Genomic DNA, 18,198 nt, shown 5'->3' on the forward strand with positions numbered 1-18,198 from the left:
GGACCGTGGGCGCGACGACGAGGAACCGGGGGAGCGGTAGCCGTGCGGGTGCTGGTGGCGGACGACGAGCGGCTGTTGGCGGACACGATCGCCGAGGGGTTGCGTCGGTTCTCGATGGCGGTGGACGTCTGCTACGACGGCGACGCCGCGCTGGAGCGGACCGGGGTCAACCGGTACGACGTGGTCGTGCTCGACCGGGACATGCCCGGGGCCACCGGCGACGAGGTGTGCCGCAGCCTCGCCGGGTCCGACGCCGGTACCCGGGTGCTGCTGCTCACCGCCGCCGCCGGCATCCGCGACCGGGTGGCCGGCCTCGGGCTGGGCGCGGACGACTACCTGACCAAGCCGTTCGCCTTCGCCGAGCTGGTCGCCCGGGTGCAGGCGCTGGGCCGGCGCTCCGCCCCGGCGGTGCCGCCGGTGCTGGAGCAGCACGGGGTGGTGCTCGACGTGGCCCGGCACACCGCCACCCGGGACGGTCGGCCACTGGGCCTGAGCCCCAAGGAGTACGCCGTCCTGCACGTGCTGATGCGCGCCCGCGGCGGCGTGGTCAGCGCCGAGGACCTGCTGGAACAGGCCTGGGACGAGTTCGCCGACCCGTTCACCAACGCGGTTCGGGTCACCGTGATGACGTTGCGCCGGAAGCTCGGCCAGCCGCCCGTCCTGCACACCGTGCCGAAGGCGGGCTATCGGATCGGTGAGCCGACGTGAGCCCCCGCCGTCGGGTCCTGCTGGTCGGGGTGCTCGCCCTGCTCGGCGGCTACCTGCTGCCCGGCATCGGCAGATGGCTGCTGGCACAGGCATGGTGGCGGGCCCACGGCGTCTGTGACCGGACGCCGATCGGCACGGTGTGCGAGCCGATCCGCCCGTACGCCCCGCTGGTCCCCGCGCTGACCGAGATCGTGCTGCTGCTCGCCGCCGGCGTCGCGGTCTGGGGCGCGGCCCGCTGGTGCCTGCGCCCGGTGTACGACCTCAGCGGCCCGATCGCCGACCTGGGGCCGCAGAATCTCGGTCACCGGATCCGCCGCGGCGGCCGGGACGAACTGGCCCGGCTGGCCCGCGCCATCGACGACATGCTGGACCGGGTCACGGTCGGCTACGAGGGGCAGCGCCGGTTCGCCGCGAACGCCTCGCACGAGCTGCGTACGCCGTTGGCGGTGCAGCGGACGCTGATCGAGGTCGGCATGGCCCAGTCGCTCACCGGTGAGCAGTTGGACCTGCTCACCGCCCAACTGCTGGCCACCAACGAGCGCAACGAGCGGCTCATCGAGGGGCTGCTCGCCCTCAGCGAGAGCGACCAGGGGCTGCGCTCCTCCACCCCGCAGCGCCTCGACGAGATCGTCGGCGGCGTGCTGGCCGCGTACCGGGACCGGGCCGCCGAGGCCGGGGTGACGGTGGAGAGCCGGCTGGCGCCCCGGCTCGTGCCCGGCGAGCGGGTGTTGCTGGAGCGCCTGGTCGCCAACCTGGTGGAGAACGGGATCAAGTACAACCGGGCGGGCGGCCGGCTCACCGTCGCCGTCGGCGACGAACCCGCGCTGACCGTTACGAACACCGGCCAGCCGGTCCCGGGCGAGGCGGTCGCCGGGCTCTTCGAACCGTTCCGCCGGCTGACCCGCGACCGCACCAACCAGGGCGGCGGGGCCGGGTTGGGCCTGGCCATCGCCCGCTCGATCACCCAGGCGCACGAGGGCATCATCGCCGCCCGGCCGGGCGAGGACGGTGGCCTGCGGGTCGACGTCCGGCTACCCGCCGCGCCCTGACCGCCGCTTCGGCGGAGCGTCGCACGGTCGCTACTTTCCGTGGTGAGTCGGTTGTCCGACTGAACGGTCCCGCCGTCCCGTCCGTACCAGGCGTCGAGGACACCACCGGAGGACGGGAGACATCGTGAGGGCGCAGCGCAAGCACGTACTGGCGGCGACCGTGGCAGTGGCCGCCTCGGCGGCCCTCGCGGTGGGCACGGGCCTGGGGTTCGCGGAGACCGCCCCGACCGCCGGGTCGGTCTGTGCGGGTTCGGTGACCTTCTCGGCGGAGGGCGGGGCGCCGGCGGCCACCAGCGACCGGTTCCCGGCCGGCACCCGGTTGCGGGTGACCAATCTGGACAACGGCCGGGCGGCGACGGTGACGGTGACCGGTCCGTCCGGCAGCTGTGTGCTGCTCAACGCGACCGCGATGGACCTGGTCCGGGAGCCGGGCAAGAACGTGATCCGCAACAACCGGGTGGAGCTCGTGGCGGAGGGCGACGTGCCGGTGGGGGAGAACCGGCCGGGCAGCGCGCGGCCCGCCATGACGCCGCCGGGCGGGGCGACCGGAGCCGCGCCCGCCCGTAGCGTCTGCTCGGGGGCGATCACCTTCTTCGCCGAGAACGCCCCACCGGCCGCCACCAGTGACCGCTTCCCGGTGGGTACCCGGTTGCGGGTGACCAATCTGGACAACGGGCGGGCGGCGACGGTGACGGTGACCGGCCCGTCCGGCAGCTGCGTGCTGCTCAACGCCGCGGCCATGGACCTGATCCGCGAGCCGGGCAAGAACCTGGTCCGCCGCAACGTGGTGGAGCGGGTCGGCTGACCCGGCTCGGCGGGGTGGGCGGCCGGCGCACCCACCCCGCCGTGCGGGTTCAGGCGATCCGGCGGAGCTGGCGCAGGGTGAGGTAGAGCAGCAGCGCGGCGAGCGCCACGAAGATGCCGGTCTCGATGCCCTGGAACAGCCAGAACCGGTCGGCGGGCTGGTAGAGCTCCCAGTTGTAGGCACCGGGCCGGACACCGAGTTCGGAGCCGCACGCACCGCCGCCGGGCTTCTGGACGCCCGGCGGGCAGCGGATCTGCGCGTCCGGGGCCACCATCGTCCCGTCGGCGTTGCGTACGCCGTTGGCGAGGATCCAGTCGCCGCGGTCGCGCGGCAACGGGTCGTCCCCGACCACCGGGTACTGGGCGGTGCGGGCCGGTTGGTAGTGCGGCCGGGCCAGCACCGCGACGGCGGCCCGGACCCCGATGAAGCCGGCCAGGGTGATGGTCATGGCCGGCAGCATCCGCCGCCCGAGGGTGCCGGCGAAGATGCCGAGCGCCACGGCGAAGAGGGTGTAGCCGATCGGGGCCACGCCCTGCAGGTCGAAGACGATGAAGCCGAACCGGCCCTCGCGCGCGGCCTCGGTCAGCGGGCTGACCCACCAGGACATACCCAGGCCGTAGCAGACGGCGGCGGTGGCCGTCACCGCGACGGCCAGCCCGAACTTCACAAGCGCCCAGCGCCGCCGGCTGATGCCCTGGGTCCAGGCGAACCGGTGGGTGCCCTGCTCGACCTCCCGGGCGATCAGCGGCGCGCCCCAGAACAGGCCGAGCAGCATCGGCAGCACCAGCAGCAGCACGGCGACCAGGTTCAAGTTGCCGTACCGGTTGCCGAACTGCCGAAACCCGCCCTCGCAGGACTCCGCGGTCGCCTGCGGCACGTCACTGCGGGCCAGTTGGCGGACGCACTCGGGCAGGCCCAGATCGCTGAAGGTGTGGCGCATCGAGATGCCGATCGGGACCATCAGCGCGGCGAGCACCGCGAACCCGAGGATGGTGTAGAGCACCTGCTTGCGGTGCTGCCGCCAGGCCAGGGCGATCATGCCGGCACCTCCCATTCGGTGTGGCTGGTTCGGGTCTCGCCCTCGTCGAGGTAGGCCAGGATGACCTCCTCCAGGGTCACGTCGTGCACCGTCCACTCGGGGTCGACCACCCCGTCGACCCGGGCCAGCAGGGTCGACTGGCGGCCGGTGTGGCTGGCCCGCAGGACCGTGCCGACCCCGGTGATCGCTTCGCCGCCGTGCCGGGGGCCGACCAGTTGGCGGTGCCCGGCGACCAGCTCGTCGACCGCGCCGACGAGGCGTACCCGGGAGGCGTTCAGCAGCACGAGGTGGTCGCAGACCCGTTCCAGGTCGCCGAGCAGGTGCGAGGAGAGCAGCACGGTGGTGCCGGATTCGGCGACGCTGCCCATCAGCGACTGGAGGAACTCGCGCCGGGCCAGCGGGTCGAGGCTGGCGACCGGCTCGTCCAGGAGCAGCAGCCGGGGCCGCTTGGCCAGGGCCAGTGCGAGGGCCACCTGGGCCCGCTGCCCGCCGGAGAGCCGGCCGACCGGCAGATTCGGCGGGATGCCGAGCTGGGCCAGCCGCTCGCGGGCCAGCGCGCCGTCCCAGCGGCGGTTCATCCGCCCGGTGATGGTCACCAGCTCGGCGGCGGTGAAGTCGCGGTAGAGCGGGGTGTCCTGGGCGACGAAGCCGACGTCGGGGAGCACGGCCGGATTGTCGTAGGGGGTGCGGCCGAAGACCCGGACCGTCCCGGCGTCCGGCCCGAGCAGGCCGACGGCGAGGTGCAGCAGGGTGCTCTTGCCGGCGCCGTTCGGGCCGACGAGGCCGGCGATCCGCCCGGCGGGCAGCTGGAACGAGCACTCCTGCAACGCCCAGCGTCGTCCGTAGCGCTTGCCGAGCCGCTCGGCCTCCAGCGCGATCTCCATCTGGTCTCCTCTCATCGGGTCGTGGCGGGCCTGGTGCGGGCCGCCTCGGCGGCGAGGGTGGCCCGCAGGGTGGTTTCCACAAGCGCGGTGACGTCCTCGGAGGTGAGCCCGGCGGACCGGGCCCGCCGCAGCCAGGCCACCAGCTCCGCGCGCAGCTCGCCCTGGTCGGCCAGGGGCGGGCCGCCGAGGGTACGGCGGACGAACGTGCCCACCCCGGGGCGGCCCTCCACCAGGCCCTCGATCTCCAGCTCCCGGTACGCCTTGAGCACCGTGTTGGGGTTGATGGCCAGCGACTGCGCCACGTCGCGGACCTTCGGCAACTGGTCACCGGGGTTCAGCAGGCCCACCCGGAGGGCCTGCTTGACCTGCTGGATCAGCTGCACGTACGTGTTCACCTTGGACCGTCCGTCGAGCACGAACTCGATCACACAGCACCCGCCCTTCTATTGTCCTACGACAGTAGGACTATAAGACAGGAAGGCGGTCCATGGCGTCCCCTTCGGGCATCGAACTTCTCAGCGGCGGCGCCGGTGTCCCGGAGCTGGCGCGCCGCGGCGGTCGGCGTCGGGGCGTACTGCTGGAGGTGCCTGCGCGCGAGCCCACCTCCCGGCCGGGTGGGGGCCGGGAGGTGGGCCCGCGCGGGTCGCTCAGCCCAGCCCGACGACCGTCGGCGTCCGCTCGCAGCACGCCGGCAGCGGACCCTTGGCCAGTCCGTACCGGGCCACCAGGAAGGCGGCGTCGCTGAGCGAGGCGTCGCCGGTCACCCCGGAGATCACCAGCCGCTTGCCGAACTGGAGCGCGACGGCGCTGGCGGCGGAGATCTGACCGACCCGGGTGATGGTCAGGCCGTGGTCACCGAACCGGTCGTCCAGGTCGCCGTTGGGCAGATAGCCGGCGAGCGCGATGTTCGGCCACGCCTGGCCGACGGCGATGATCCGCCCATCCGGGCGCAGCAGCACGCCGGTGGCCGCGGCGGTGCCCTCGAACGCGGTGCGCACCATGCCGGTACCGCCGCCGAACGTCGGGTCGAGGGCGCCGTCCGGGCGGAACCGCATCAGGCCGAACTGGAACGGCGGATGGTCGGTCCCGGTGACGCCCACGGCGACGATGCGGCCGGCGCGGTCCACGGCGAGGTCGTGCAGGCCGTTGATGTTCGCGTCGGGAAAGGCCGCCAGGGTGGTGCCCTGGTTGCCGAAGCTCCGGTCGAGCTGCCCGTTCGGGGTGAGCCGGGCCAGCCCGAAGTAGGTCACCCCCTGGTTCTCGGCGGTGCCGCCGAGCACGATCCGCCCCTTCGGCTGCAGGGCCAGGGCGAGGCCGGCGGCGTCACCGCCCGGCATCGGCACGATCACGGATCCGCCGGTGCCGAAGCCGGGGTCCAGCCTGCCGTTGGGCAGGAAGCGGGCGGCGGCGAAGCCGGGATTGCCCTGGGCGTCGGTCGCGCCGCCGGCCACCAGGATCCGGCCGTCGGGGAGTACGACGACGTCGCTGGCGCCGGCGCTGCGCTGCGGTCCGATCGGCGCGACCACCACGCCGCCGGTGCCGAAGCCCGGGTCCAGCCTGCCGTCGGGCAGGTAGCGAGCCACCGCGAAGCCGGACTGGTTCGGCTGCCCGAGCCCGGCGGTGCCCACCACGACCAGCCGGCCCTTCGGTGCCACCGCGACCGCCTGGGCGCCACTGCCGCCCTCCGCAAGCGGCGTGACCACCTGCCCCCTCGTGCCGAACCGGGTGTCCACCGTGCCGTCGCAGCGGTATTTGACCAGGACGAAGTCGGAGCCGGCCCGGCGGCCACCGCCGACGGTGACGATCGACCCGTCCTTGAGGACCACCAGGTTGTTGGCCTCGCGCGGGTGCCCGGCGACCCGGGTGACGGTCACGCCGCGGGTGCCGAAGGTCGGGTCCAGCCGGCCGGCCGCCCCGCCCCGCGCCAGCGGCGACCGGTCGTAGGGTTCGGCCTCGGTGCGCGGCGCGTCGCCGGGTTGGACCGGGAACCGGCGTGCCTCCAGCAGGGCGCGCAGGTCCGCCGGTGCGGCGGGCTCGGCGGTGCGGGCCAGCTCGACCGGCCGGGCCTCGGCGAGGGCCGGCGAGCCGGTGGGTTGGGTGCAGCCGGCGCTGATCGCCACCATGGCGAGCAGCACCGCACCGGCTGAGCCACGCCGGAGCGCGCCGGGTCGACAGGACATCACAGTGACCACACCTCTCGGGAAAGGGACCTGAGAGGCATGGAACCGGAATAAAAGTTACAAAACGGGAGGTTCTCGCCGGATCACTCGCTTGAGTCGACCGGCGTCACCCGAAGGCCGCGTCGAGAATGTCCAGGCCGCGTCCCAGCTCGTCGTCGGAGATGACCAGCGGTGGCAGGAAACGCAGCACGTTGCCGTAGGTGCCGCAGGTCAGGGTGAGCAGACCGGCGGCGTGGCAGGCCGCCGAGATCGCCGCCGTGGCGGTCGGGTCCGGGGTCAGCGTGCCCGGCCGCACGATCTCCACGGCGAGCATCGCGCCCCGGCCGCGTACCTCGGCGACGCGCGGGTCGCGGCCGGCGATCGCGCACAGCCGCTCGCCCAGCACCGCCCCGATCCGCCGGGCCGCCGCGGCCAGGTCCAGCTCGTGCATGGTCTCGATCGAGGCCAGCGCCGCGGCGCAGGCGATCGGGTTGCCCCCGTACGTGCCGCCGAGCCCGCCGACGTGCACCGCGTCCATCAGCTCCGCCCGCCCGGTGACCGCCGCCAGCGGCAACCCGCCCGCGATGCCCTTGGCCAGGGTGATCAGATCCGGCTCGACCCCCTCGTGCTGGCAGGCGAACCAGTCCCCGGTCCGGCAGAAGCCGGTCTGGATCTCGTCGGCGACGAAGACCACCCCGGCCGCCGTCGCCCACTCCCGCAACGCCGGCAGGAACCCCGCCGCGGGTACGACGAACCCGCCCTCGCCCTGGATCGGCTCGATCAGCAGGGCGGCCACGTTCTCCGCGCCGACCTGCTTCTCGATCAGCTCGATCGCCCGCGCCGCGGCGGTCGCCCCGTCGAGCCCGCCGTCCCGCAGCGGGTACGACATCGGCACCCGGTAGATCTCCCCGGCGAACGGCCCGAACCGGTGCTTGTACGGCATGTTCTTCGCGGTCAACGCCATGGTCAGATTGGTCCGGCCGTGGTACGCGTGGTCGAAGACCACCACGGCCGGCCGTCCGGTGGCGTGCCGGGCGATCTTCACCGCGTTCTCCACCGCCTCGGCGCCGGAGTTGAACAACGCCGAGCGCTTCTCGAACCCGCCCGGGGTGAGCGCGTTGAGCTGCTCGCAGACCGCCACGTACGACTCGTACGGGGCCACCATGAAGCAGGTGTGGGTGAAGCGTTCCACCTGCTCGCGGACCGCCGCGACCACCCTCGGCGCGGAGTTGCCCACGTTGGTCACCGCGATGCCGGCGGCGAAGTCGATCCACTCCCGCCCGTCGACGTCGGTGATCGTGCCGCCACCGGCCCGGTCGACGTACGCGCCGACGACGCTGCCCACGCCCCGGGCCACGGCGGAGCCGCGCCGCTTGTGCAGTTCTTCGCTGGAGGCCACGGGTCAGCCCTCGATGTTGTGCATGACGTGCTTGATCCGGGTGTAGTCCTCCAGGCTGTAGACCGAGAGGTCCTTGCCGTGCCCGGAGTGCTTGAAACCGCCGTGCGGCATCTCGGAGACGAACGGGATGTGGGTGTTCACCCAGACGCAGCCGAAGTCCAGCCGGCGGGTCATCCGCATCGCCCGGCCGTGGTCGTTGGTCCACACCGAGGCGGACAGCCCGTAGTCGACGCCGTTGGCCCAGCGCACCGCCTCGTCCTCGTCGGAGAAGCGCTGCACGGTGATGACCGGCCCGAACACCTCCTGCTGGATGATGTCGTCGGCCTGCCGCACCCCGGAGACCACGGTCGGGGAATAGAAATAGCCGCGCTCGCCCTGCCGGGAGCCCCCGGTCTGCACGCTCGCGTGGTCGGGCAGGCCGTCGACGAAGCCGCTGACCCGGGCCAACTGGTTGGCGTTGTTCAGCGGGCCGTAGAGCACGTCGGCGTCGTCCGGCGCGCCGGTCTTCGTGTTGCGGGCCTGCTCGGCCAGCGCCGCGACGAAGTCGTCGTGGATGCCGGGGCCGGCCAGCACCCGGGTGGCGGCGGTGCAGTCCTGACCGGCGTTGAAGTAACCGCCGACCGCGATCGCCTCGGCCGCCGCCGCCACGTCCGCGTCGTCGAAGATCACCACCGGGGCCTTGCCGCCCAGTTCGAGGTGGGTGCGCTTGAGGTCGGGCGCGGCGGCCGAGGCCACCTCCATGCCCGCCCGGGTCGAACCGGTGATCGACACCAGCTGGGGGGTCGGGTGCGCGACGAGGGCACGGCCGGTGTCCCGGTCGCCGCAGACCACGTTGAACACGCCCGGCGGGAAGAACTCGGCGGCGATCTCGGCCAGCAGCAGCGTCGACACCGGCGTGGTGTCGGACGGCTTGAGCACCACCGTGTTGCCGGCCGCCAGCGCCGGGGCGATCTTCCAGACCGCCATCATCAGCGGGTAGTTCCAGGGCGTCACCTGCGCGCAGACCCCGATCGGCTCGCGCCGCACGTACGAGGTGTGGCCGGCCATGTACTCGCCGGCGGAGCGCCCCTCCAGCAGGCGTGCCGCGCCGGCGAAGAAGCGGAACTGGTCCACCGCCGGGGGCAGCTCCTCCTCGGCGGTGAGCTGGCGGGGCTTGCCCGTGTTGCGGACCTCCGCGTCGACCAGTTCCGCCGCCCGGGCCTCGACCGCGTCGGCGAGCTTGAGCATCGCCTTCTGCCGCTCGGCCGGGGTGGTGTCCCGCCAGCTCTCGAAGGCGGTGGCGGCGGCCGTCATGGCCGCGTCCACGTCCGCCCGGCCGGAGACGGGTGCCTGGGCGAAGACCTCGCCGGTGCACGGGTCGATCAGATCGGCGTAGCCGCCGTCCACCGGATCGACGTACTCGCCGTTGACGAAGTTGCGCAGCTGCTGCTGGTCGCTCATGGGATCTTCTCCGAGGGGTGGCCGGGGGACGAGGTCAGCGGAGGTAATCGTAATCTGACTGCCATCTTGGCTACTGAATTCGCGGCAGACAAGGGCTTGGGCAACTGTTTCCGCGCGGGCCGCTCTGGTCTACGCTCCGGTTCTGTGGAGCCGACCGCAATCTTCGTCGCCGGCCGCCCCGCGCACGGCGCGGGCGAGCTGACCGTCACCCACCCCTACGACGGCCGGACGGTGGGGCGTACCACCCTGGCCACGCCCGACCAGGTCGAGGCCGCCGTCGCGGCGGCGGCCGGAGTGGCCGCGCGGGCCGCGGCCCTGCCCGCGCACGCCCGCGCCGCCGCCTTGGACCACGTCTCCCGCCGGCTCGCCGAGCGGGCCGACGAGGTCGCGGCGCTGATCACCGCCGAGAACGGCAAGCCGGTCAAGTGGGCGCGGGCCGAGGTGGGGCGGGCGGTGTCCACCTTCCGGTGGGCGGCCGAGGAGGCCCGGCGGTTCTCCGGCGACCTGCAACGCCTGGACACCGACCCGGCGGCCACCGGACGGATCGCGCTGATCCGGCGGGTGCCGCGCGGGCCGGTCCTCGGGATCGCGCCGTTCAACTTCCCGCTCAACCTGGTCGCCCACAAGGTCGCCCCGGCCATCGCCGTCGGCGCCCCGATCATCGTGAAGCCGGCCCCGGCCACCCCGCTGTCGGCGCTGCTGCTCGGCGAGCTGCTGGCCGAGACCGAACTGCCCGAGGGGATGTTCTCGGTGCTGCCGCTGCCCAACGAGCGGGCTGCCGAACTGGTCGCCGACCCCCGGCTGCCGGTGGTGTCGTTCACCGGTTCCGGGCCGGTCGGCGCGGCCATCCGCCGGGCCGCCCCGGAGAAACACGTCACCCTCGAACTCGGCGGCAACGCCGCGGCGGTGATCTGCGAGGACTGGAACTCCGACGAGGACCTGACCTTCGCGGCGCACCGGATCGCCACCTTCTCCAACTACCAGGCCGGGCAGTCCTGCATCGCCGTGCAGCGGGTCTACGTGCACGAATGGCTCTACGACGGCTTCCTGCCCCGGCTGGTCGCGTCGGTGGCGGCGCTGCGCACCGGCGACCCCGCCGACCCGCTGACCGACGTCGGGCCGCTGGTCTCCGAGGACGCGGCGCGCCGGGTCGAGGCGTGGGTCGACGAGGCGGTCGCGGCCGGCGCCACCATCGAGACCGGCGGACGCCGCGAGGGCGCCGGCTACCCGCCGACCGTGCTCACCGGGGTGCCCGCCGACGCCAAGGTGTGCCGCGAGGAGGTGTTCGGGCCGGTGCTGGTGGTCGCCCCGGTCGCGGACGACCGGGCCGCGTTCGCCGCCGTCAACGACTCGGCGTACGGGTTGCAGGCGGGCGTGTTCACGCACAATCTCCAGACCGCCTTCCGCGCCGCCCGGACGCTGGAGGTCGGCGGGGTGATCGTCGGGGACGTGCCGTCCTACCGGGCGGACCAGATGCCGTACGGCGGGGTGAAGGGGTCCGGCGTCGGTCGGGAGGGGCTGCGCAGCGCGATGGAGGACTACACCGAACCGCGGGTGACGGTGCTGACCGGGGTGGAGCTGTAGCCCGTCACCAGGTGCCGTCGTCGCGCACCCGGGCGGGGGCGTGGCCGAGCAGCAGGTTGGTGAGGGCGGTGTCGACGTCCGCGCCGATGAACCACTCGCCGGCCTGGTCGAGCGCGAAGATGCGCCCGTGCTCGTCGACGGCCAGGATGCTGTCCCGCCGTTCCCGGCCGACCGGGAACAACCGGGCGCCGAGCACCTGACCGAAGTCGGCGAGGGTGTCGGCGGTGTGCGCGGCCCAGGTCGGGTTGGTGTCCAACTGCCGGACGAAGACGTCCCGGCCGGGCCGACGCCGGAAGGTCAGAATCGCGGGGAAGTCGAGAAAGACGCGCTCGGCGGCGGGAAACGGCTCGTGGCTGTGGCTCCTGCCCACCACCTCGCAGGTCTCCGCCATCGCGCCCTCGGCCATCGCCCAGTTGAACTCGTTCTGGTCCCAACCGGCGTCGGCGAGCGCCTGGGCGACCTCTGGTGGAAAGCGGTCGGGATCCGGCACCTGGCGTGGCAAGGGTGGGGTTTCCACCAGGCGACCCAGCTCGCCCCATGGCAGAACCTCGAAGGCCACCAGCGCTCTCGTGCAGGACTCGCAGAGATCCCGCACCTCGCCCCCGTCGCGGTCGCCGGGCTCGCGGATCTGGAAGACCTGGAGCCGGCTGGCGGCGAACAGCGCCCGCGCCTCGCCGCCGGTCAACGGCGGCTCACCCGCGCTCGCGCGGCGGTGATCGTATTCGTGCAGCACGTCGGAGACCACGATCAGCTCGGCATGCCGGTCACCGCCGCGCACCAGATGGCCGGCGGGCACCCCGTCCAGGTAGCCGCGGACCAGGGGGTGGTGGTTCAGCTCGACGTCGCCCTTGGCGCCGTGTGCCACGTACGTCCGGCCGTCGACGGTGAGGTGCGCGGCCGTGCCGGGCGTCGGTAGCCGGCGGAGCTCGCGGAGCAGTTGGCTCGCCGGGTCGACGGTCCGCGGGGCGCGGTCGCCGGCCGGGCGGCTGCGCCGGTACATCCGCTCGACCGCGGTGGCCGGCACCCGTGGCCAGGTGGTGACCTCGCCGGTCTCCTTGTCGACCACGGTGGTCGGCAGGTCCCCGGGCAGCGCGCCGACGTCACCGGACACGGTGGACCGGATGATGTAGCCGAGGTCGAACTCGTCGACGCTGGGCCGGCACTCGTAGCCCAGCCGCTGCGAGTCGCGGCGGGCCCACACCGTGGCGAGCTGCTCGGCCTGCTGGCGATCGATCACAGCGCTGAAACTACCGGACCCCACGGATTCGTGGCGCCCGGTATGGTTCCCCTGACTGAACGTGACCGGGGGAGGGTGACGTTGGCCGAAACTGTCGACCGGGACGCCAATCGCGCGCTCCGGCAGCGGTTCGACGAGGTGTACGGGCAGTACCAGCGCCTGCGGTCCGGTCTGGACGAACTGCGGGCCAAGCTGGCCGAGCTGCGGGTCACCGAACGCTCCGACGACGGGCAGGTGACCGCGACGGTGGGCGCGCGCGGCGAGCTGATCTCGGTCGAGCTCGCCCCGGCGGTTTTCCACGCCCGGGACGCCAAGGCGTTGAGCCGGAAGATCACCCTGACCGTGCACCGCGCGGCCTCGGCGGCGACCGCTGCCACCCAGGAACTGGTTACTGGCTACCTGCCCGAGGGCCAGGGGTCGGCGGAGTTCCTGCGCAGCGGGGATTTCGGGGCGCTGCTCGGCCGGGCGGACGCGGCGTTCCGGGACGAGGGCGGCGCCCGTGGCTGACGAGCAGCTCTGGCTCGATCCGGACCGGGCCCGCCGGGGCGCCGCCGACCTGCGGCTGGCCGGCGAGGCGGTCACCGCCCGGCGGCACGAGGTGGGCGACGCGATCGCCGCGGCGAGCGCCCGGCGGCCGTGGGGCCGCGACGACATCGGTGCCGCCTTCGACAAGAACTACCGGACGTACGAGGAGACGTTGCTGCGCGCCTGGGCGGGCGTGGGGCGGGCGATCCAGGAGTTGGGTGCCGACGTGACGACCTCGGTGCGGGCCACCGTGGACACCGACCTCGGCAACGCCCGAAAGCTGGACGGGACCGTCCGCCGCCCCGACCACCGGCACTGAGCCGCGGAGGACCAGGCGTGAGCATCCTGCCGAGCCCAATCCCGCACCCGTTGGAGTTCAACCCCTGGGAGCTGCCCGGCTGGGTCTACGAGGCCTTCGACTGGGTGATCGGGGTCGAGTGGCCCGACGGCGACGAACGGTCGGTCTGGGACGTCGCCGACCAGTGGTACGGCGTGGCGGGGCTGCTCGCCGGTCCCCGGGACGACGCGACGGCCGCGGCCGGCGAGGTGATCGGTGGATACGGCGGCGTGGGCACGGTCGCCGGGGCGTTCGACGCGGCCTGGCGGCGGATGGCCGACGGTGACGAGGCGCCGCTGAATGTCCTGCTCGCCTTCACCGGTGACCTGGGTCGGCTGGTGGAGGAGTGCGGCGCCGACATCGAGGGCGCCAAGCTCGAGGCCTGGATCGAGTTGGGCATTCTCGCCGTCGAGTTGATGTCGGTGGCGGTGCTGACCGTGGCGACCGCGGGCGCGGCGTCGCCGGCCGCCGGGGCGGCGGTGACCGCCAGCCGGTTCGTGGTGCAGCGGATTTTCAAGCGGCTGCTGACGCAGCTCGCCCGCAAGGAACTGAAACGGGGCCTCAAGGAGGCCGGCGAGCGGGCGGCCAAGGGCGGGCTGCGCGGGCTCGGCCGGCACGCCGCCAAGGGTGGCCTGCTGGAGGCGGCGGAGGAGACCGGCGTCAGCCTCGCCACCCAGGCCTACCAGAACGCCACCGGTCGCCGTCACGGCCTGGACGTCGCCGAGCTGGGCTATTCCGCGCTGGGCGGCGCCGCCGGGGGAGCGGTGGTCCCGCTGGCCGGTCTCGGCCGGCACGCGCAGGGCCGGGGCGCCCGGATCGCGGAGCACCTCGGCCGGGAGATGACCGGGGAGACCCTGGCGGAAGGGGCTGCCTCGCTCGCCACCGGGCAGGGCGCGCTCTCCTGGGAGGACGCCGCCCGGGCCGCCGCCTCCGGGACCACCGGGGCGACCACGGGTCAGGTCGACCACGCGTTGCGGGCCCGGCTCGACGGGCAGCTGAGTGCCCTGGCGGGGCCGATCGCGCCGACGGACCTGCCGGATCCGTCCGTCCCGGTTGGACAGCCGGCGGAGGACACCGGCCCGCGGATCCCGTCACCTCGCCCGCCCGCTCCGGTGGAGGTGACGCCGCCCGCGGTCACGCATCCGGCGGGTATTCCGGGCCACGCTGCGCAGGACCTCGGCGCCGAGGCGCCGGCCCTCGTCGGCCTGGCCGACGGCGGACCCTCCGCGCCGGCACCTGCCCCCCCGCTGGCCGAGGCGCCCATGCCGGCATCGCCGGTCGTCGCCGCGGCGAGCGACCAGGCGGCAGCCGGGACGCCGGGTCCGATCGACACCGCGCCGTCTGACCCGACCATCCCCACCGCGCGTGAGCCGATCGGCGCTGCCGGGCACCTGCCCCCGGCGACCGGGACGGTCGAGGTGCCGGCGTCACCGCAGGCCGGCGGGCCGAGCCTGTCCGCCGTCGCGGTCGACCACCCGGCGTCCGGCCTGCCGACGACCACTCAGCCGGCCACCCATCCGCCGGCCACGGCGGCCACGGGCACCGCCGCGACGACGGCTCCGCCGCCGGGGCCGCCCGTCGCACCGACCGTCGTCACCGGCTCGGCCCCGGGGCCCCTGGTCACCTCCGGCGTCGCACCGCTGCCGACCCACCCGGCCAACAACTCCGCCGTCGCCGCGCCGCACGTGCCGGCGGTGAGCGGTGCGAGCGCCGTGCCACCACACGCCGTTGCCACCGGTGCGGCGGTCGGGTCGCCGCCGATCAGCTCGCCCCCGGACCCGTCGCCATCGCCGCCACACGCCGGGCAGCGCCCGGCGACCCCGGTGGAGGGCAACCCGCCGCGCGGCGCCGGGGGACCGCCGGACGGGCGGCCCGGGGAGAGGACGGGCGCCGCCGATCCCGCGCACGCCCGCCGGGTGTTCGAGGCGCTCAACCCCGGCGTCCCGACCGCGCCCCGGACGGACATGCCGCCGACGCCACCGGTCGCCGACCCGTCGCTGTTTCCGCCGCGCACCCCCGAGTGGTACGCGGCGACCTGGGCGCTGGAGCGGGACGCCCTCGAACGCAACCGCTACAAGGGCTACTTCGAGGCACAGCGTGCCTGGTACGAGGAGAACCGCCGCGAGGAACTGAGTGGCCAGTTTCGTGGGTCGGCCGAGATCACGCTTGAGCGGGCGCGATGGTTGCGGAACCGCGCCCGGGAACTGGTCAACGCGGGACGCCGGCTGATCGCCGAGCACACCTTCCAGGCGAGCCGGGCCGTCGAGCGGCAGTCCTACCGGTACGCCGACCAGGCGGAAGCGGTCCGCGAGGGCAGACTCGTCCCGGAGACCGTCGTCATCGACTCGGCCGAGGACTTCCACCGCATCAACAACGACGTGGCCGACCTGGCCCTGGGCGGGGTCGAGACGGGCGACCGTTCGGCGCTCACCGGCGACGACGTGCCACCGCCGAGCGACCGGTCCCGGCCGTACGGGCAGTGGGGTGGCCTGCGCCCGCCGCTCGCCCTGCACCAGACCGACCTCGAACGGCAGATGCCCCGGCACGTCGACGGCCGAGTGCTGCGTACCGCCGACCCGCGGGTGGGCGGCTGGTTCGGGCTGATGAACGACGGTGGTCCCGCCGCCGACGCGACCCGGGGGATCAACTGCCTGGACTGCACGCTGTCGTTCTACGACACCTGGATGCACGGGCGGCCCAGGGTGTCCGCGCCGCGTACGTTCGACGGCTATTCCGACGGCGACATCAACCGGCCCATCAGCGGCGAGGCGGAGGGGCCGCGCCGGGTGGAGGAGGTGACCGGCGGCCGGTTCCAGCGGCTGGTCGCCGCCCCCGAGGACCCGGTGCGGCACCCGGCCGAGGCGCGGTACGCCGTCGACCGTGGCTTCCGCGCGCTGGCCGACCAGTTGCGGCTCGGCGGGCACGGCTCCTACGCCTTCGTCATCACCGAGTGGGAGGGCGGCGGCTCGCACGCCTGGGTGGCGCTCAACCAGCACGGCACGGTCCTCTACCTGGACCCGCAGAGCGGTGAGGTGCGCGACCGGCCGCTGTACGCCCACTCCGGCCAATGGCATCCGGGCAACGTCTCCGGGATGGACGCGCTGGTGCTCGGCGGTGATGGTCACCCGAGGCCCCTGCACGGTCTGGGCCGGGGCCGGTTCAGCGCACTACCCGACCTGCCGGCCCCGTCGACATCGGACGGCCGGGCCGGCCACGGCGGTCCCGACCTGAACCGGCTGTATTTCCTCGACGACCCGGGCTCGACCGGCCCGGGTGCCGTCGCGCCGGGCTCACCTCCGGCTGATCAGGGCGGGACCACGGCGGGGGCGCAGGAGGAGCGGAACCGGGCCTGGACAGCGCGGATCGCCGCCGGGGTGTCGGTCCGGGACGTGTTGAACCGCAGTGTTGACCTCGACGGGGTGTTCGCGGCCGGGGTGCGGCCCGCCGAGTTCGCCGCCGAGGCGGAGCCGGCGACCCTGCGGCGGCTCGTGCCGCAGCTCGACGAGGCGGCGGCGGGCGACCTGGCGCGGCTGCTGGCGGACGACCGGGTCCGGCGGATGCTGGAGGCGACTGGGTCGACACCGCCGGCCGAGAAGCCGATGCTCGCCGAGACGCTGGTGCGCCAGCTCGCGGGACACCCCGACCTCGTACGGATGATGCTGACGACGCCGGAGCTGGCGAGTTCGCTCACCGCCCGGCCGGTGACGCTGCACAATCTCGCCGAACGCCAGCAGGGGATCGACGTGCTCGGGGTAGTGCTGGCTGACATCGGGAACCGTGGCGCCACAGCGGTGCTGGCGGACGGTGTGTCGATTGCGGCAGCCACACCGCTGTCGCCGGAGCAGCGTCGGATCAGTGCCCAGTTCCAAGACTCCCAGGAGCCGGCGGTGCAGCCAGGCTTCGACTCCAACCGCGTCGAGGACGCTGACTATGTGCGCCGCTACCTCGACGAGCTGTACGGGCAATCAGTTTCGGCGCAGGCGGAGGTGACGGAGCTGGCACGCCAGTTGGCGCACCGATCGGTGTCGCCAGCCGAGGCCCAGGGGCGCGCCGAGCCCAAGGACCGGCAACGCGCGGAGGACAAGGTCAAGAAGTACAACGGCGACGCGTCACTTCTCACGGATCTTGCTGCGGCGAAAGTGATATTTACGAACCTGTCCGATCTCTACCGCGCCCTGGAATCCCTGTCGAACAATCCCGCCCTGCGCATCCTTGAATTCGAGGACCGGTTCGTCGAGCCGCAGCGGAGTGGATACCGGGATATTCTGATGACGGTGCGTACCAGCGGTGGTCATGTGGCGGAATTCAGGCTACACCTGAAGGCTGTCGAAGACGTTGCCACATGGGAGCACTCGCTCTATGAAGTGACTCGGGACCTGAAGGCGGTAGCTCGGGGTCAGGGGCGTAGTATGTCCGGCGCCGAGCGCGCGATCGTCAACGGAGTGTTGCGGCAGCAGCAACATTGGTTCTGGGTGGCACTGCGAAAGTCTCTCGACGGGGGTGGGCATATATGAGCGATTCCCCGGGTCTCGTGCTTCCCTCCTATTTCTCTCATTTCAAGTGGCCACTGAAGCTGGTCGCCACCGAGGATGGCGGCATGCGAGCGTGGCGGCTCGCCAGAGGGGGAGGGTGGGAGTCGGCGGACGACGCGATCGATGAGGTCATCTTTGCGATGGGCGGTGAGGTCAAGGTGCTCACGCCGGACCGCTTCGTTCAGTTGGCCGAATGGCACCGCGCCCGCCACCTCAGAGGGGAAGGTCCGGTCTTCGCGCTCTACGAGACGATCAAGGCGATCGAGGAGACCGCCGAGTCGGACGGGCGTGGGTTGACCGACAAGGAGCGCGCAATCGTCGCTGGCCTTAGGCGTAGGACCTTTGTCATGTTCGAGGAGGAACTGCGGCGCCGGGGTGACCCGGGTGCTGACCCGAGTGTGGCGGTGTGATGCGGTCGCGGTCGGCAGAGCGTCTGCAATGGGCGGTGTCCAGTGTTGAGCTATTACGTAATATATCGCGATGAAAATAGGTCCGAGCCG

General features: G+C 73.3%; 15 protein-coding genes. 8 read left to right on the plus strand and 7 right to left on the minus strand.

The window, feature by feature from the left end; all coding sequences use genetic code 11:
* Positions 1 to 42: 42 nt before the first annotated feature.
* The 3 genes from K7640_RS10090 to K7640_RS10100 all read left to right on the plus strand — a co-directional run bounded on the left by K7640_RS10090 (position 43) and on the right by K7640_RS10100 (position 2,562).
* Complete coding sequence (locus K7640_RS10090) at positions 43 to 708, plus strand: response regulator transcription factor (protein ID WP_222954492.1); 666 nt, start codon at positions 43 to 45, stop codon at positions 706 to 708.
* Complete coding sequence (locus K7640_RS10095) at positions 705 to 1,757, plus strand: HAMP domain-containing sensor histidine kinase (protein ID WP_222954493.1); 1,053 nt, start codon at positions 705 to 707, stop codon at positions 1,755 to 1,757. Before K7640_RS10090 ends, K7640_RS10095 begins: the two co-directional genes overlap by 4 nt.
* Positions 1,758 to 1,881: 124 nt before the next feature.
* Positions 1,882 to 2,562 carry a septal ring lytic transglycosylase RlpA family protein gene (locus tag K7640_RS10100; protein WP_222954494.1) on the plus strand — a complete coding sequence of 227 codons (681 nt, stop codon included), beginning with the start codon at positions 1,882 to 1,884 and terminating at the stop codon, positions 2,560 to 2,562.
* A 49-nt stretch (positions 2,563 to 2,611) separates the two neighbouring features.
* Here the strand turns inward: K7640_RS10100 and K7640_RS10105 are convergent, their stop codons facing one another.
* From K7640_RS10105 to K7640_RS10130, 6 genes are all read right to left on the minus strand, one after another.
* Entirely contained in the window at positions 2,612 to 3,601 is a 990-nt protein-coding gene (locus tag K7640_RS10105) for a transporter (protein ID WP_222954495.1), read from the minus strand.
* Complete coding sequence (locus K7640_RS10110) at positions 3,598 to 4,485, minus strand: ABC transporter ATP-binding protein (RefSeq protein WP_222954496.1); 888 nt, start codon at positions 4,483 to 4,485, stop codon at positions 3,598 to 3,600. Before K7640_RS10110 ends, K7640_RS10105 begins: the two co-directional genes overlap by 4 nt.
* 11 nt (positions 4,486 to 4,496) lie before the next feature.
* Positions 4,497 to 4,913, minus strand: coding sequence for a GntR family transcriptional regulator (locus K7640_RS10115; protein ID WP_222954497.1), 417 nt, complete (start codon positions 4,911 to 4,913; stop codon positions 4,497 to 4,499).
* A gap of 219 nt (positions 4,914 to 5,132) precedes the next feature.
* The gene (locus K7640_RS10120; protein WP_222954498.1) at positions 5,133 to 6,665 is read right to left on the minus strand and encodes a hypothetical protein; all 1,533 of its coding nucleotides are present in this window, start codon (positions 6,663 to 6,665) and stop codon (positions 5,133 to 5,135) included.
* Positions 6,666 to 6,771: 106 nt separating this feature from the next.
* Positions 6,772 to 8,043 carry a 4-aminobutyrate--2-oxoglutarate transaminase gene (gabT, locus tag K7640_RS10125; RefSeq protein ID WP_222954499.1) on the minus strand — a complete coding sequence of 424 codons (1,272 nt, stop codon included), beginning with the start codon at positions 8,041 to 8,043 and terminating at the stop codon, positions 6,772 to 6,774.
* 3 nt (positions 8,044 to 8,046) lie between these two features.
* Complete coding sequence (locus tag K7640_RS10130; RefSeq protein WP_222954500.1) at positions 8,047 to 9,483, minus strand: gamma-aminobutyraldehyde dehydrogenase; 1,437 nt, start codon at positions 9,481 to 9,483, stop codon at positions 8,047 to 8,049.
* A 144-nt stretch (positions 9,484 to 9,627) separates the two neighbouring features.
* Here K7640_RS10130 and K7640_RS10135 point away from each other — a divergent pair, with 144 nt between their 5' ends.
* The gene (locus K7640_RS10135) at positions 9,628 to 11,067 is read left to right on the plus strand and encodes an aldehyde dehydrogenase family protein (protein ID WP_222954501.1); all 1,440 of its coding nucleotides are present in this window, start codon (positions 9,628 to 9,630) and stop codon (positions 11,065 to 11,067) included.
* A 4-nt stretch (positions 11,068 to 11,071) separates the two neighbouring features.
* On the opposite strand, the gene K7640_RS10140 is transcribed toward K7640_RS10135, so the two are convergent.
* Positions 11,072 to 12,304, minus strand: a complete 1,233-nt coding sequence (locus K7640_RS10140; RefSeq protein ID WP_222954502.1) for an SUKH-3 domain-containing protein — start codon at positions 12,302 to 12,304, stop codon at positions 11,072 to 11,074.
* Between the two features lie 75 nt (positions 12,305 to 12,379).
* Here K7640_RS10140 and K7640_RS10145 point away from each other — a divergent pair, with 75 nt between their 5' ends.
* The 4 genes from K7640_RS10145 to K7640_RS10160 are packed head-to-tail and all read left to right on the plus strand — an operon-like array spanning position 12,380 to position 18,108.
* Positions 12,380 to 12,811: a YbaB/EbfC family nucleoid-associated protein gene (locus K7640_RS10145; protein WP_308042498.1), complete on the plus strand. Its 432-nt coding sequence runs from the start codon at positions 12,380 to 12,382 to the stop codon at positions 12,809 to 12,811.
* Positions 12,804 to 13,148 (plus strand): hypothetical protein, encoded by a 345-nt coding sequence (locus K7640_RS10150; RefSeq protein ID WP_222954504.1) that lies wholly within the window; start codon positions 12,804 to 12,806, stop codon positions 13,146 to 13,148. The genes K7640_RS10145 and K7640_RS10150 overlap by 8 nt, the downstream gene beginning before the upstream one ends.
* A gap of 17 nt (positions 13,149 to 13,165) precedes the next feature.
* Positions 13,166 to 17,680 carry a toxin glutamine deamidase domain-containing protein gene (locus K7640_RS10155; RefSeq protein ID WP_222954505.1) on the plus strand — a complete coding sequence of 1,505 codons (4,515 nt, stop codon included), beginning with the start codon at positions 13,166 to 13,168 and terminating at the stop codon, positions 17,678 to 17,680.
* Entirely contained in the window at positions 17,677 to 18,108 is a 432-nt protein-coding gene (locus K7640_RS10160; protein WP_222954506.1) for a hypothetical protein, read from the plus strand. Before K7640_RS10155 ends, K7640_RS10160 begins: the two co-directional genes overlap by 4 nt.
* Positions 18,109 to 18,198: the final 90 nt, after the last annotated feature.

The sequence above is a fragment of the Micromonospora sp. PLK6-60 genome (genome assembly GCF_019890675.1).
Lineage (GTDB): Bacteria > Actinomycetota > Actinomycetes > Mycobacteriales > Micromonosporaceae > Micromonospora.